The 15,494-nt window shown below is 58.5% G+C and carries 15 protein-coding genes; 12 read left to right on the forward strand and 3 right to left on the reverse strand.

The genetic code is table 11. The annotated features are described in order from the left end of the window. Positions 1-13: 13 nt before the first annotated feature. The 3 genes from PG896_RS03615 to PG896_RS03625 are packed head-to-tail and all read right to left on the reverse strand — an operon-like array spanning position 14 to position 4,640. The gene (locus PG896_RS03615) at positions 14-778 is read right to left on the reverse strand and encodes an ATP-binding cassette domain-containing protein (RefSeq protein ID WP_010672275.1); all 765 of its coding nucleotides are present in this window, start codon (positions 776-778) and stop codon (positions 14-16) included. A 46-nt stretch (positions 779-824) separates the two neighbouring features. After that, a complete protein-coding gene (locus PG896_RS03620) occupies positions 825-2,471 on the reverse strand; it encodes a multidrug ABC transporter permease/ATP-binding protein (protein WP_201970160.1) in 1,647 nt (548 codons plus the stop codon). 60 nt (positions 2,472-2,531) lie between these two features. Then, positions 2,532-4,640 (reverse strand): TonB-dependent siderophore receptor, encoded by a 2,109-nt coding sequence (locus PG896_RS03625; protein WP_139700778.1) that lies wholly within the window; start codon positions 4,638-4,640, stop codon positions 2,532-2,534. Between the two features lie 371 nt (positions 4,641-5,011). Here PG896_RS03625 and mioC point away from each other — a divergent pair, with 371 nt between their 5' ends. From mioC to atpG, 12 genes are all read left to right on the forward strand, one after another. Next, positions 5,012-5,461: an FMN-binding protein MioC gene (gene mioC / locus PG896_RS03630; RefSeq protein ID WP_161957715.1), complete on the forward strand. Its 450-nt coding sequence runs from the start codon at positions 5,012-5,014 to the stop codon at positions 5,459-5,461. Positions 5,462-5,969: 508 nt separating this feature from the next. Continuing rightward, positions 5,970-7,859, forward strand: a complete 1,890-nt coding sequence (mnmG, locus tag PG896_RS03635) for a tRNA uridine-5-carboxymethylaminomethyl(34) synthesis enzyme MnmG (RefSeq protein ID WP_113978277.1) — start codon at positions 5,970-5,972, stop codon at positions 7,857-7,859. A 20-nt stretch (positions 7,860-7,879) separates the two neighbouring features. Then, positions 7,880-8,506 (forward strand): 16S rRNA (guanine(527)-N(7))-methyltransferase RsmG, encoded by a 627-nt coding sequence (gene rsmG, locus PG896_RS03640; protein ID WP_128341655.1) that lies wholly within the window; start codon positions 7,880-7,882, stop codon positions 8,504-8,506. 27 nt (positions 8,507-8,533) lie between these two features. After that, on the forward strand, positions 8,534-9,337 hold the full coding sequence (locus PG896_RS03645) for a ParA family protein (protein ID WP_029313362.1): 804 nt from the start codon (positions 8,534-8,536) through the stop codon (positions 9,335-9,337). After that, positions 9,334-10,242 carry a ParB/RepB/Spo0J family partition protein gene (locus tag PG896_RS03650; protein WP_010672268.1) on the forward strand — a complete coding sequence of 303 codons (909 nt, stop codon included), beginning with the start codon at positions 9,334-9,336 and terminating at the stop codon, positions 10,240-10,242. The genes PG896_RS03645 and PG896_RS03650 overlap by 4 nt, the downstream gene beginning before the upstream one ends. Before the next feature lie 190 nt (positions 10,243-10,432). Beyond that, positions 10,433-10,843 carry an ATP synthase subunit I gene (locus PG896_RS03655; protein WP_010672267.1) on the forward strand — a complete coding sequence of 137 codons (411 nt, stop codon included), beginning with the start codon at positions 10,433-10,435 and terminating at the stop codon, positions 10,841-10,843. A gap of 8 nt (positions 10,844-10,851) precedes the next feature. Then, positions 10,852-11,634, forward strand: coding sequence for a F0F1 ATP synthase subunit A (gene atpB, locus PG896_RS03660; protein WP_010672266.1), 783 nt, complete (start codon positions 10,852-10,854; stop codon positions 11,632-11,634). A 58-nt stretch (positions 11,635-11,692) separates the two neighbouring features. Next, positions 11,693-11,932: a F0F1 ATP synthase subunit C gene (gene atpE, locus PG896_RS03665; RefSeq protein WP_010672265.1), complete on the forward strand. Its 240-nt coding sequence runs from the start codon at positions 11,693-11,695 to the stop codon at positions 11,930-11,932. Between the two features lie 51 nt (positions 11,933-11,983). Continuing rightward, positions 11,984-12,454: a F0F1 ATP synthase subunit B gene (gene atpF, locus PG896_RS03670; protein ID WP_010672264.1), complete on the forward strand. Its 471-nt coding sequence runs from the start codon at positions 11,984-11,986 to the stop codon at positions 12,452-12,454. A gap of 13 nt (positions 12,455-12,467) precedes the next feature. Then, positions 12,468-13,001, forward strand: coding sequence for a F0F1 ATP synthase subunit delta (gene atpH, locus PG896_RS03675; RefSeq protein ID WP_010672263.1), 534 nt, complete (start codon positions 12,468-12,470; stop codon positions 12,999-13,001). Between the two features lie 15 nt (positions 13,002-13,016). Next, a complete protein-coding gene (atpA, locus tag PG896_RS03680) occupies positions 13,017-14,558 on the forward strand; it encodes a F0F1 ATP synthase subunit alpha (protein ID WP_010672262.1) in 1,542 nt (513 codons plus the stop codon). Positions 14,559-14,600: 42 nt separating this feature from the next. After that, on the forward strand, positions 14,601-15,467 hold the full coding sequence (gene atpG, locus PG896_RS03685; RefSeq protein WP_010672261.1) for a F0F1 ATP synthase subunit gamma: 867 nt from the start codon (positions 14,601-14,603) through the stop codon (positions 15,465-15,467). Positions 15,468-15,494 lie beyond the last annotated feature (27 nt).

A 15,494-nucleotide genomic window follows, 5' to 3' on the forward strand; every position in this document is an offset into this window, starting at 1 on the left:
GAGCGGCCCCCGGTCAGACGATGGCGATGGCGTGGTCATGGGCCGGATGGCGAATGACCTCCATGGGGATGCCATAGATGGCGTTCAGGGTCTCCCCTGTCATGATCTGTTCGGGCTCGCCGTGGGTCAGCAGACGGCCGGAGTGCAGCGCCACCAGCCGATCGCAGAAGCGGGAGGCCATGTTGATGTCGTGAATGACGATGATGACCCCGAGGTTGAGCTGGCGGCTGAGCTGCTTGACGAGCGTGAGCACCTCCACCTGATGGGCCACGTCCAGGGCGGCCAGTGGCTCGTCCAACAGGATGAAACGGCTCTCCTGAGCCAGCAGCATGGCGAGCCAGACTCGTCCCCGCTCACCGCCGGAGAGGGTATCCACCAGCCGATCGGCAAAGCGTTCGGTGTGGGTCAGGGCGATGGCCCGCTCCACCTGACGGTGATCTTCCGCTCCCATCCGGCCCAGCAGGCCGCGCCAGGGGTAGCGCCCCATCTCCACCAGTTCGCGGCCGAGCAGGTTTTCGGCACTCGGCAGGTGCTGGGGCAGATAGGCCACCTGACGGGCAAACTCCCGGTTGCCCCAGGCAGACAACGGCTGGTCATCGAACAGGATCTCCCCGCCGCTGTGGGGTTGCTGGCGCGCCAGCAGCTTGATCAGGGTCGATTTGCCCGACCCGTTGTGGCCGATGAGGCCATAGACCCGACCTTGCTCGAAGCGAAGGCTGGTGGGGTGCAGCAGCGTGCGGTCATTGACCGCGAAGCTGGCTGATTTCATCTCGAACATAAGCAATTCCTGTGCTGGCTTGCTGCCAGTCTCATCGGTGCCAGCATCAGGCCGGCACCTTGCCATCCAGATGGGCGACCGCATCCCGGCTCACCTGCTCGCGCTGCTCGCCGGTCAGTTCGGTGAGGCGGCCCTGGCGCATCTCCAGCAGGCGATCGGCCAGAGAGAAGTAGTGATCGTCGTGGCTGATGGCGATCACCGTCTTGCCCATCTCTTTCAGGCGCGGCAACAGCACCTGATAGAAGATGCGGCGGAACTGGGGATCCTGATCCGCGGCCCACTCGTCGAACAGCATCACCTCCCGCTGCTCTGCCAGGGCCAGCAGCAGGGCGACCCGCTTGCGCTGGCCCTGGGAGAGGTCGATATCGGCGATGAAGCCATCCTCGATGGCAAGCTTGCTGCCCATCTGCAACCGCTCAAGCCACTCGGCGACCAGCGCCTCTTTCGGCTCGGGCCCCAGCAAATGCTGGAACAGGTGGTAGTCGGTGAAGATGGCGGAGAAGAGCCCCAGATAGCCGTTGCGATCGGTGACCGGCTCCCCATCCAGCAGGATCCGGCCAGAGACCGGTTGATAGAGCCCGGTCAGCAGCATGGCCAGGGTCGACTTGCCGGAGCCATTGCCACCGATGAGGAATATCTGCTCCCCCCGCTCGATCACCAGATTGATGGGGCCCACGGAGAAACCGCCCTCCCCCTGGTAGTGAAAGCTCACCTGCTCCAGCTCGATGCGCTGCCAGGGGCGAGGCGCAGGCGGCAACGGGAACGCCTCGTCCGGCTCAGCCAGATTGAGGGCAGCTATCTTGTCGAACGCCACCTGGGCGGCGATCAGGGTCGGCAAGGCTCCGATGCCTTGTAGCAAGGGAGTGCGCAGGAACAGCAGGGTTAGGGCGAAGGTGGCGGCCACATTGGTGTTGGCCCAGCCCAGCCCGTTGGCCAGAAAGAAGACCAGGCCGATGGCACCCAGCATCATGATGTTCGACCAGTTCACCGCGCTCAGGTGGTAGGTATCGGCGCGGATGATCTGCTCCCGGTAGTCCCGGGCATTCTGCTCATAGAGCTGGTGGTAGACGAAGTGGGCACGCTCGCGGTTGAGCGCCAGCTCCTTGCACCCGGCGATGATGGACTGGTAGTTCTGGTAGAGCCTGTCTTCGGCCTGGCGCATGTGCGCCAGGTGGCGATAGACCCGGTTCACCAGCAGCCAGCCCACCACCATGGTCACGGTGACCCAGAGGGCGGTAACACCGAGCAAGGCGGGAGAGAGCAGGCCAAGGTAGATGATGGAGCCCAGGGTGAGCACCAGACCCTGTACCAGTTCCGGCAGGCGCACGAAGGCGATGGTGATCTGACCGATGTCGCTGGAAAGGGAGGCCAGGAGCGGCCCCTGCCCTATTTGACGCAGACGGGCGACGTCGGTATCCAGCAGTTGCTTGAGCAGGCGGCCACGCAACCGGTAGACGAAATGGTGACCCAGGGTGGTCAGGGCCAGCTGGGATCCGAGCGTGATCACCAGCAGCAGCAAGACAAGGCCGACAAGCTGACCCAGGATCGGCAGCGGATCCCCGACTGATTCGATAAGTGATTGATTGATGAAGGCAATGACGCCTATCCCGCTGACAGCACTCAGCAGGCTGAGCAGGGTAATGGCGATGAAGGGCCAACGGTATTGGCGATAAACCAGTGACAAGAGTTCCATGACAGGCCTGTAGATGAATGGAAGGAGGGCGGGAGCCTTCGCCCCCGCCCGGCCTGTCGCTTACCAGCGGTAGTTGACGGTGCCGACTATGCTGCGCGGCTCGCCGTAGTAGCAGTAGTAGTCGCAGCTCGCCACATAGGTGTCGTTCAGCAGGTTGTTGACGTTGATCTGGGCACGCCAGTTCTTGGCAAAGTCATACCCGATCATCGCATCCCATACGGTGTGTGCCGGTACCTGGGCAGAACCATAGATGGGGGTGTAGTCCGCATTCACCGCGCCGATGCCGATGCTGGAACCCACATAGCGCACGCCGGAACCCAGCTCAAGACCGGATACCGGGCCCTGCTGCACCTTGTAGTTGCCCCAGAAGGAGGCCTGGTGGCGCGGGATCAGGCTCGCACGACGATCGCCGTTGCCGGTGTCGTTGGTCTTGGCATCGGTATAGGTATAGGCAGCGGTCAGGCGCAACGCCTCGGTGGCCTGCACGCTCCCTTCCAGCTCGACCCCCTGGGAGGTCACTTCACCGGCCTGGGTCTGCTGGCCGGAGCCGGTAGAGACCAGGGAGTTGGTCTGCTCCAGATCGAACAGCGCCAGGTTGATGTAGCCATCGAGGAAGCTGGGTGCGTACTTGACCCCGGTCTCGTAGAGCTTGCCTTCCAGCGGCTTGTAGGAGTTGCCGGTGTTGGGGTCTATCCCCGGCAGCACTTCGAAGGATTCCGCATAGGCGAAGTAAGGGGAGAGACCGTTGTCGGCCAGGTACATCAGGCTGCCGGAGAGAGAGAGGTTGTCGTCGTACTGTTTCTCGTTCTTGCTCTTGGCTTCGCTGATGTTGTGGGTTTCCACGTAGTCGAAACGACCGCCCGCGGTCAGCAGCCAGCGATCATCCCAGCGGATCTGGTGCTGGGCATAGAGGCCGCTCTGGCCCTTGGTGCTCTTCTGGTGGGTCGCGGTGGATTCATCAAAACCGGGGAAACCACTGTAATCCGGGTTCATGGTGTTGATGGCGCCCATGCCATAGTTGTCGGCTTCCTGACCTTCATTCACATGGCGCTGCAGATCCACCCCCAGCAGCAGGGTCTGCTCCGTGCTGTCGGTGTTCCAGTAGCCCACCATCTGGTTGTCCATGGTGGCGCTCTTGGTATCCCCATCCCGGTAGACCAGGCCGCGGTAGGCGGTGGTGCCTTCATAGGTCGGGAAGATATAGGTCTGGCGCAGCAGCAGATCGTTGTAATTGAAGCGAACGTTCTGCTTGAACTCCCAGGTCTGGTTGAGCTGGTGGGCCAGCTCGTACCCGGCGGAGATCTGGGTATTGCGATTGCGATCGTAATCCGGCTGGCTCAGGTTGGTGGAGGGATCGATCTGGCCTCCGGAGGTATTCAGGGTGCCGTAAACCGGGAAGAAGCCGTTGGTCGGCACCCCTTCATCGTGCTTGAAGCTGGAAAGCAGCGTCAGCGTGGTGCGATCCGAAATATCCAGGGTCACGCTCGGCGCCAGATAGGCGCGCTCGTTGTAGGTGCCATCCAGCACGCCGTCCCGCTCGTTGTAGAGGGCCACCAGACGATAACGGCTGTTGTCGGTAAGGGTGTCGGAGACATCCACCCCGACCTGGCGCAGATCCCGGTTGCCCAGTTGCAGGTTCACCAGTCCCTGCGGGGTCGCGGTCGGACGCTTGCTGATGGCGTTGATGACGCCTCCGGGAGGGGCTTCGCCATACAGAATGGAGGCCGGGCCTTTGAGCACTTCCACGCTCTCAAGGCCGAAGGGCTCCGGGGTCCAGACATAGTAACCGGTGCTGAAAAGACGGTTGCCATCCAGGTAAGAAGCCGCATCGAAGCCGCGCACCTTGAACCAGTCAGCATCCGTGTCCGAACCATAGGACTGGGACAGGACGCCGGAGCGATAGCGCAGGGACTCGTCTAGCTTGAGTACGGCGTGCTGGTCCAGCTCTTCGCGATTGACCACGGAAACGGCACGGGGGGTCTCTGCCATGGGGACCTCGACCTTCATGGCGGTCCCGGTCACGACCATGGTTTCGCCCGCCTTGGGCAACTCTTTATCCGCCTGTTCCGCCGCCAACACGGGCAGGGACGCCAGCAGACAGGAGAGCGGCAGCAGCTGTGCGCCTCTCTTTCGCATCACGGCATTCGGGGTATTTTTTTGCGCAATCATATAAGTGTCTCAAATATCAATAAGTTATGTTTGATTTCTTATTATGGGTGCCCAATTGGACCGGTCAGCCCGGCGCCTCAGGCGAATAAAGCAGCGCCATGCTACTACAGGTGCCGTGATCGAATCGATTCAATAATTGCTAATCATTTGCATCTGCATTGTTAATTGATGTTTTGAAGTGTCGTTTGACAACGAAAGGTGCGATGAGGTCGCAACAGGCGGAAAGAAGGCGGCACAGTGGCCACGAGGCCGGTTTTGGCTGCAACAAAGTGGACAGGATCCTTATCCCCAAGCTTTATCCATATTTATCCACATGCTTTGGCGGTAAGATCCCCCCTCTTCACTTTTTCGATGACATCAGGATCCATTCCATGGCCAAACTCAACCTCGTCGTCGGCTCCATGCTGGGGGCCTCCGAATATGTCGCAGATCATGTGGTCGGCCTGCTTGAACAGGCGGGCCACCAGGCGGAGATCCACAACCCCGCCAGCCTGGCCAGGATCCTGACCGAGCCAGGAGCCATCGTGCTGGTGGTCACTTCCACCCATGGTGCGGGGGATGTACCCGACAATCTGCAGCCCTTTGCCCAGGATCTTGCCGAACAGCAGCCGGATCTCGCCGCCTTCAAGTACGGAGTGATCGCCCTGGGGGATCGCAGCTATGACACCTTCTGCCAGGGCGGCAAGACGCTGGATCGGCTGCTGGCCGGGTGCGGTGCCAGCCGACTGGGGGATCTCCTGGAAATAGACGTGACCCAGCACGAGATCCCCGAAGATGCCGCAGAAACCTGGATCCACGACTGGATGACCTTGATCGGCTGATCAGGGCCAGGGAGATCCGGTCACGACCCCCGATCTCCCTGGTTATCCCCAGATCCCTATCCACCAGGTTATTAACAGGGGGATCCGGATAAGTTTTTCCCGATTATTCCCCACATAAGCCAAGATAACTGTGCATAACTTCGGTACCAAGCTCTGCAAAACCTATAGTTATTCATGTATTAGATCTTGCCAACCATGTATCTGTGTATAAAAACCCATGTTATCCCCCCGTTCGCCCCCTCTGGATCCAAGCTTTTCCACAAGCAGCGATCGACCTTAACCGAATGATCTTTATGATCAAAAATGCCTTATCAACAGAAGTCGTGGATCCTAATAAAAGATCCAATAAAAGATCGATCTAAAGATCCTTAAGATCTATTTAACCGATCCCTGATCCATACTGATCCTGAAGTAGACGTTCCCCTCCGGATGCTAAACAGATAGAATGATCCGCCCTTCAGACCAGGCAAACAAAGATCTTCAGGCGTGCAGATCAAGGTGATCCCCAATGCAATACCATGAACAATTTGATGTGATCGTCGTCGGTGGCGGTCATGCAGGAACCGAAGCAGCAACAGCGGCAGCCCGCATGGGTCTCAATACCCTGTTACTCACCCACAACATAGATACGCTGGGGCATATGTCCTGCAATCCGGCGATCGGCGGGATCGGCAAGGGACACCTGGTCAAGGAAGTCGACGCCCTTGGCGGGATCATGGCGCAGGCCATCGATCTCGGCGGGATCCAGTTCCGCACGCTCAACTCTTCCAAGGGCCCTGCGGTGCGGGCTACCCGTGCCCAAGCGGATCGCCTGCTGTACAAGGCAGTGGTGCGTCAGACCCTGGAGAACTACCCGAACCTGAAGATCTTCCAGCAGGCCTGCGACGATCTGGTCATGGACGGGGATCGTGTCGCCGGTGTCGTCACCCAGAGCGGGATCCGCATCAGCGGCAAGACGGTCGTACTGACCGTTGGCACTTTCCTCAATGGTCTGATCCACATCGGCATGGAAAACTACAAAGGGGGCCGCGCCGGGGATCCTCCCTCAATTGCCCTCGCCCAGCGCCTGCGTGAAATGCCGCTGCGCATCGATCGCCTCAAGACGGGCACGCCACCACGCATCGATGCACGCACCGTCGATTTTTCCGTGATGCAGCAGCAACATGGTGACGATCCTCGCCCGGTCTTCTCCTTCATCGGCAACGCCAGCCAGCATCCGCGCCAGATGCCTTGCTACGTGACCCATACCAATGAGCAGACCCACGAGGTGATCCGCAACAACCTGGATCGCAGCCCCATGTACGCCGGGGTGATCGAGGGGATAGGCCCGCGCTACTGTCCGTCGATCGAGGACAAGATCACCCGCTTTGCCGACAAGACGGCGCACCAGATCTTTGTGGAACCGGAAGGCCTGACCACCCACGAGCTCTACCCGAACGGGATCTCCACCAGCCTGCCGTTCGACGTGCAGGTGCAGATCGTCCGCTCGATCCGTGGCTTCGAGAATGCCCATATCACTCGCCCTGGCTACGCCATCGAGTACGATTTCTTCGATCCGCGGGATCTCAAGGCCAACATGGAGAGCAAGTGCATCGAGAACCTCTTCTTCGCCGGCCAGATCAACGGCACCACCGGCTATGAAGAGGCCGCTGCCCAGGGTCTGATGGCCGGTCTGAACGCGGGCTTGCGCGCCCAGGGCAAGGAAGCCTGGCACCCACGCCGGGATCAAGCCTACATGGGCGTGATGATGGACGATCTCTCCACACTGGGGACCCGCGAACCCTATCGCATGTTCACCAGCCGTGCCGAATATCGCCTGCTGCTGCGGGAAGACAACGCGGATCTGCGCCTGACCGCCATCGGCCGCGAGCTGGGTCTGGTGGACGATCATCGCTGGAGCCTGTTCAATGCCAAGGTGGAACAGGTGGAGCAGGAACGTCAGCGCATGCGCTCGACCTGGATCCATCCACAGCATCCGTCTCTGGAGGCCGTCAACGCCCTGGTCAACACTCCCCTGACCCGGGAGCAGAGCCTGGAAGAGCTGCTGCGTCGCCCCGAGGTGACCTACGATGCCCTGATGGCCATCGAGGGGGTCGGCCCGGCGCTGGAAGACACGGCGGCGGCGGATCAGGTGGAGATCCAGATCAAGTACGCCGGCTACATCGAGCGCCAGCACGACGAGGTGGAGAAGCAGCTGCGCAACGAGAACACCCTGCTGCCGCTGGACATGAACTACAGCGACGTGAACGGTCTCTCCAACGAGGTGATCGCCAAGCTCAACGATGCCAAGCCAGAGACCATTGGTCAGGCGTCCCGCATCTCCGGCATCACCCCTGCCGCCATCTCCATCTTGCTGGTGCACCTGAAGAAACACGGCCTGCTGCGTAAAACCGCCTGAGGAATTCCCCGTTGGACAACATGTTGGAAAGATTGAACGGCCTGCTCATGCAGGCCGGAATTGTTATCACCGAAACCCAGAAGACCCAGTTGGTGCAGTTGGTCGAGTTGCTGCACAAGTGGAACAAGGCTTACAATCTCACCTCGGTGCGAGATCCGGACGCCATGCTGGTCAAGCATATCCTCGACAGCCTGGTGGTGAGTCCTCACCTGCACGGTGAACGCTTCATCGATGTGGGGACCGGCCCGGGTCTGCCCGGACTGCCGCTGGCCATCATCAATCCGGACAAACAGTTCGTGCTGCTCGACAGCCTGGGCAAGCGGATCAACTTCATCCGCCAGGTGATCCTGGAGCTGGGGTTGACCAATGTGACCCCCGTCAAATCCCGGGTGGAGGAGTATCAACCCGAGACCGGATTTGATGGTGTACTGAGCCGGGCTTTCGCCTCCCTGGAGGACATGCTGAGCTGGTGTCATCATCTGCCGTCACCCGAGGGCAGCTTCCTGGCGCTCAAGGGACAATACCCCGAGCAGGAGCTGGCACAGTTGCCTGACAGCATTCGTCTGGTTGTCACCCACAAGCTGGTGGTGCCGGAACTGGAAGGCGAACGCCATCTGCTGGAGTTTAAAGCCATCCAGCCCGAATAGGGCCGCCGCATTCATTTAGGGGACAGTGTGGGAAAAGTCATTGCCATAGCCAACCAGAAGGGTGGAGTGGGTAAAACCACCACCTGTGTGAATCTGGCCGCCTCCATGGCCGCTACCCGGCGCAAGGTGCTGGTGATCGATCTGGATCCGCAGGGCAATGCCACCATGGGCAGTGGCGTCGACAAGTACGATGTCGAACGCACCGCCTATGAACTGCTGATCGAAGATGCCCCCATCGGCGAGGTGATCATCCCCGAAACCTCGGGAGGCTATCACCTGATCGCCGCCAATGCCGACGTGACCGCGGCAGAAATCCGCCTGATGGAGTTTTTTGCCCGCGAGATCCGCCTGCGCAACGCCCTGGCCTCGGTCAGGGACAAGTACGACTACGTCTTTATCGACTGCCCGCCTTCTCTCAACATGCTGACGGTGAACGCCATGGCCGCCGCCGACTCCGTGCTGGTGCCCATGCAGTGCGAATACTATGCGCTGGAAGGGCTGACCGCCCTGGTGGACACCATCAGCAAGCTGGCAGCCGTGGTCAATCCGGAGCTGAAGATTGAAGGGGTGCTGCGCACCATGTTCGATCATCGCAACCGGCTGGCCAATGATGTGTCCGATCAGCTGAAACAGCATTTCGGGGACAAGGTCTATCGCACCATCATTCCCCGCAACGTAAGACTGGCGGAGGCGCCGAGCTTTGGCGCGCCAGCCATGCACTATGACAAATCATCGGTGGGGGCCAAGGCCTATCTGGCCCTGGCTGGCGAGATCCTGCGCCGCCAGGAACAGGAGTCCCAGCCGCTCACCGCAGATCGAGAGAGCATATGACGCCGAAGAAACGTGGGCTGGGCAAGGGGCTGGACGCCCTGCTCAGCACCAGCACGGCCGCCCGCCAGAAACAGGTGATGAGCGACCAGCGCACCGAACAGGCCATGGCCCCGACCAATCAGGGGGAATTGCGCAAGCTGCCGGTGGAGTGGTTGCAGTCCGGCAAATACCAACCGCGCAAGGATATGTCCCAGGATGCGCTGGAGGAGCTGGCCAACTCCATCCGTGCACAAGGGGTGATCCAGCCCATCGTGGTTCGCTCCATCGGTGAAAACCGTTTCGAAATCATTGCTGGTGAACGCCGCTGGCGCGCCTCCCAGCTGGCCCGTCTCGAAGTGGTGCCCTGCCTGGTCAAGGATGTCGCCGACGAGGCGGCCGTCGCCATCGCACTCATCGAGAACATCCAGCGTGAAGATCTCAACGCCATCGAGGAGGCCGTCGCCCTCCAGCGCCTGCTGACGGAGTTCGAACTGACCCACCAGCAGGTTGCCGAGGCGGTGGGCAAGTCCCGCACCACGGTCACCAACCTGCTGCGTCTCAACCAGCTCAACGAGGACGTGAAGCGCTTCGTGGAACACGGCGACCTCGACATGGGGCATGCCCGTGCCCTGCTGGCCCTGAGCGGCCAAGCCCAGTCAGAGCTAGCCAAACTGGTGGCCCAGAAGGGGCTGACAGTGCGAGATACCGAGAAGCTGGTGCAAAAAGCACTGGAACCGGCAAAAACCAGGGTTGAACCCGTCCGCGATCCGCAGTTTGGTTATCTCGAGCGCCAGATTTCTGAAAAAATTGGCAATCAGGTGCAACTTCAGCCGGGCAAGAAAGATAGCGGCAAGTTAGTAATAAGTTACGATAACTTGGCAGATTTGGACCGGGTATTGGGCTATTTTGGCCTGTCGGAATCGTGATTTTTACGCTTTTTGTAGTAATAAAACATCCATTACTTTCGATATGAACATAACCTTAATTTCGCGCGGAAAGCCGCAAAAATTAAGGATTTTTGCCATGTTGCAATAGCCGTCTTCACGGGTATAATTTGACCGGCTTTTCGAGCTGTGAACCTGGGGTCTTCGGATCCCGATTTTTTACAGTTCTGTAATGTTCAGGGGTAGGTTGGTGAAGCAGAAAATAGCCTTGGAAGGTTTGACGCTGGCCTTGGCTATGCTCGTTTGTCAGCTGGTCCTGATCCTGGCGATCGCCACCGTCTGGTTTTATCAGGCGGGAGAGTTCGCCGGACAATCCTCTCTCTACGGAGGGGGGATGTACTGGGTTCCTCAAGCCCTGTTCACGCTCTGGGTTCTGCGCCGCAAGGTGACGAAAGAGAGCGTAGGCCTGGTTTTGCGGGACTTTTATGGTGGGGCAGGGATTAAGCTCATTACTACAACAGGACTTTTCGCCCTGCTGTTTGGCGCCGGGATTGAGGTCGACACCGCCTCGTTCTTCGCCACTTATATCCTCGCCCTCGTTGTACAGTGGATAGTTTCATTCACGCTTAACAACCACTATTAGGAAAACTCATGTCTGCAACCGGAGAAGTCCTGACTCCTCAGGGATATATCTCCCACCACCTGACCCACCTGCAGGTAGGGTCCGGGTTCTGGACGGTGAATATCGATTCCATGATATTTTCCGTCGTGCTAGGCGCCCTGTTTATCTGGTTGTTCCGCAAGGTTGCCGTCAAGGCCACCAGCGGTGTGCCCGGTAAGCTGCAGTGCTTTGTGGAGATGCTGGTCGAGTTTGTGAATGGTAACGTCAAGGACATCTTTCATGGTCGCAACAAGGTCATCGCACCTTTGGCCCTGACGGTGTTCGTGTGGATCTTCCTGATGAACTTCATGGACCTGATCCCCGTTGACTTTATCCCTCACGCTGCACAGTTGATGGGTGTTCCCTATCTGCGTGTGGTTCCCTCTGCTGACGTTAACATCACCATGTCCATGGCTTTGGGCGTGTTCTTCTTGATCCTGTACTACAGCATCAAGGTCAAGGGTATCAGCGGGTTCGTGAAGGAGCTGACGCTTCAGCCTTTCAATCACCCTGCTGCCATCCCGGTTAACTTCATCCTTGAAACCGTCACGTTGATTTCCAAGCCTGTTTCATTGGGTCTGCGACTGTTCGGCAACATGTATGCTGGCGAACTGATCTTCATCCTGATTGCGGGTTTGTTACCCTGGTGGTCACAGTGGATCCTGTCCGTGCCTTGGGCAATCTTCCACATCCTGATCATCACTTTGCAGGCGTTTATCTTCATGGTTCTGACCATCGTCTATCTGTCGATGGCGCAGGAAGACCATGGTTGATGCAACTCAAATAATCCTTTTTATACAATCAATTACATCTAAATAAATGGAGATCCTCATGGAAAACTTGAACATGGACCTGCTGTACATCGCTGCTGCAATGATGATGGGTCTGGCGGCTATCGGCGCCTCCATCGGTATCGGTATCCTGGGTGGCAAGTTCCTGGAAGGTGCAGCCCGTCAACCTGACCTGATCCCTGTTCTGCGTACCCAGTTCTTCATCGTGATGGGTCTGGTGGATGCGATCCCGATGATCGCCGTTGGTCTGGGTCTGTATGTGATGTTTGCGGTTGCCTAAGTCATTACGACTCACGCAGAACCCATTAACTAACTAAAGAGGACATCGGCTGTGAATATCAACGCCACCCTCCTCGGCCAAGCAGTTGCTTTTTTCATCTTCGTAGTGTTTTGCATGAAGTACGTATGGCCGCCGCTGATGGCTGCCATCGAAGCCCGTCAGAAAGAAATCGCTGACGGCCTCTCTTCTGCAGAGCGTGCCAAGAAAGATCTGGAGCTGGCCAAGGCCAACGCCACCGATCAGCTGAAAGAAGCCAAGCTTCAGGCTGCTGAAATCATCGATCAGGCCAACAAACGCAAGGCCCAGATCATTGATGAGGCCGCTGTCGGAGCCCAAGCTGAGCGGGAGAAAATCCTGGCTCAGGGCCGTGCAGAGATCGAAGCTGAACGTCATCGTGCCAAAGAAGAACTGCGCAAGCAGGTTGCTGCTCTTGCCATCGCGGGTGCAGAGAAGATCCTGGCACGCCAAATCGACCAGGCTGCCAACAGCGACATCGTCGACAAACTGGTAGCAGAACTGTAACGGGAACGGGGCTATGTCTGAACTGACTACAATCGCTCGCCCCTACGCCAAGGCTGCTTTCGAGTTTGCCGTTGAGCACAAGGCGGTTGACCAATGGCTGGAGATGCTCGATTTCGCCGCTCAGGTGGCAGAAAACGAGACCATGCACAGCCTGGTAAACGGCTCCGTTGCTGCCGAAGAACTGGCAAAGCTGTTTGTCGGTGTCTGCGGTGAGCAGCTCAACGAGCACGGTCAGAACCTGATCCGGGTGATGGCCGAGAATGGTCGCTTGGGTGTGCTGCCGGCGGTCGTTGCCGAATTCGTCGCGCTCAAGGCTGAACTGGACAAAGAAGTTCAGGCTGACGTGATTTCGGCGATCGAACTGACCGACCAGCAGAAAGCCAATATTCAGGCTTCTCTGGAACAACGTCTCGCGCGCAAAGTGAAGCTGAATTGCAGCACAGATGCGTCCTTGATGGCCGGGGTGCTCATCAAGGCCGGTGATCTCGTTATCGACGGCACGGTCCGCGGTAAGCTGGATCGCATGGCCGATGCGCTGCAATCTTGATTGGGGTATTAGAGCATGCAACTGAATTCCACTGAAATCGCCGAGCTGATCAAGCAGCGCATTGCGCAGTTTGATGTCAAAAGCGAAGCGCGTAACGAAGGTACCATCGTTTCTGTAAGCGACGGTATCATTCGTATCCACGGTCTGGCCGATGCCATGCAGGGTGAGATGATCGAGCTGCCGGGCAACCGCTTCGCTCTGGCATTGAACCTGGAGCGTGACTCCGTTGGTGCCGTAGTAATGGGTCCCTATGCTGATCTGGCCGAAGGGATGAAGGTAAAGGGTACCGGCCGCATTCTGGAAGTGCCGGTCGGTCGTGGTCTGTTGGGCCGGGTGGTCAACACCCTGGGTCAGCCGATCGACGGTAAGGGTCCGGTAGACAACGACGGCTTCTCGCCGATCGAAGTGATCGCCCCGGGCGTTATCGAGCGTAAGTCTGTTGACCAGCCAGTCCAGACCGGTCTGAAAGCCATCGATGCCATGATCCCTATCGGTCGTGGCCAGCGTGAGCTGATCATCGGTGACCGCCAGGTTGGTAAGACCGCCATCGCCATCGACACCATCATCAACCAGAAAGATTCCGGCATTAAGTGCGTCTACGTTGCGATCGGCCAGAAGGCCTCCACCATCGCCAACGTGGTGCGCAAGCTGGAAGAGCACGGTGCCCTGGCCAACACCATCGTGGTCGTGGCTTCTGCCTCCGAAGCGGCTGCTCTGCAGTACCTGGCTCCCTACGCCGGTTGCTCCATGGGCGAGTACTTCCGTGACCGCGGCGAAGACGCACTGATCATCTATGATGACCTGTCCAAGCAGGCCGTTGCCTATCGCCAGATCTCCCTGCTGCTGCGCCGTCCGCCTGGACGTGAAGCTTACCCGGGTGACGTCTTCTATCTGCACTCCCGTCTGCTGGAGCGTGCTGCTCGCGTCAACGCCGAGTACGTAGAGAAGTTCACCAATGGTGCCGTGAAAGGCCAGACCGGTTCCCTGACCGCCCTGCCGATCATCGAAACCCAGGCCGGTGACGTCTCCGCGTTCGTTCCGACCAACGTGATCTCCATCACCGATGGCCAGATCTTCCTGACCTCCCAGCTGTTCAACTCCGGTATTCGTCCGGCGGTTGACCCGGGTATCTCCGTATCCCGTGTGGGCGGTGCTGCTCAGACCAAGATCGTCAAGAAGCTGTCCGGTGGTATCCGTACCGCGCTGGCCCAGTACCGCGAACTGGCGGCATTTGCCCAGTTCTCTTCCGACCTGGACGATGCTACTCGCAAGCAGCTGGATCACGGTCAGAAAGTCACCGAGCTGATGAAGCAGAAGCAGTACTCTCCGATGAGCGTGGCACAGCAATCCCTGGTGCTGTTCGCCGCCGAGAAGGGTTATCTCGCCGATGTCGAACTGAGCAAGATCGTCGACTTCGAAGCCGCTCTGCTCTCTTACGCCAATACCCAGCATGCCGAGCTGATGGCTGAAATCAATGCCAAGGCCGACTACAACGACGCGATCGTTGGCAAGCTGACTGCGTTGCTGGATGACTTCAAGGCAACCCAGACCTGGTAAGCGTGTGTGGCAGCGTAAGCTGCCACCTGATGGAGAGAAGAGATGGCCGGCGCAAAAGAGATACGTAACAAGATCGGGAGTGTGAAGAACACTCAGAAGATCACCAGCGCTATGGAAATGGTGGCAGCGAGCAAGATGCGCCGTGCGCAGGAACGCATGTCTGCCAGCCGTCCGTACGCTGAAACCATGCGCAAGGTGATCGGCCATATCGCTCAGGGGAACTTGGAATACAAGCACCCCTACCTCATCGAACGTGAGGTGAAGCGAGTGGGTTACATCGTCGTCTCCACCGACCGTGGCCTGTGTGGTGGTCTGAACATCAACCTGTTCAAGGCTGCCCTCAATGATATGAAGCAATGGAGCGCGAAAGGTGCCAAGGTTGACCTGGCATTGATCGGTAACAAGGCCTCCAACTTCTTTGAACGGCACGGCGCCAAGGTGAAAGCCCACGTCTCCGGACTGGGTGACAACCCGAGCGTCAATGACCTGATCGGTTCAGTGAAGGTCATGCTGAAGGCTTACGACAACGGTGAGATTGACAGGCTGTATCTGGTGTACAACAAGTTCGTCAACACCATGGTTCAGCAACCAAAAGTCGATCAACTGCTGCCTTTGCCCGTAACAGAAGACAGCAAGCTCGCCAAGAAGCACCACTGGGACTACCTCTATGAGCCGGATCCCAAGCAACTGCTGGATACCCTGCTGATTCGCTACGTCGAATCCCAGGTCTACCAGGGTGTGGTAGAAAACTTGGCAAGTGAACAGGCAGCCCGAATGGTTGCCATGCAAGCCGCGACTGACAACGCCGGCAACCTGATTAACGATCTGCAACTGGTATACAACAAGGCCCGTCAGGCCAGTATTACCCAGGAGCTCACAGAGATCGTTTCCGGTGCTGCTGCGGTGTAAGGCAAGGGTTATCAAAGGTTTAGAGGA

Origin of the sequence: Aeromonas sp. QDB30, assembly GCF_027707645.1 — a bacterium.
In the GTDB taxonomy this organism is placed as follows: Bacteria; Pseudomonadota; Gammaproteobacteria; order Enterobacterales; family Aeromonadaceae; genus Aeromonas; species Aeromonas caviae.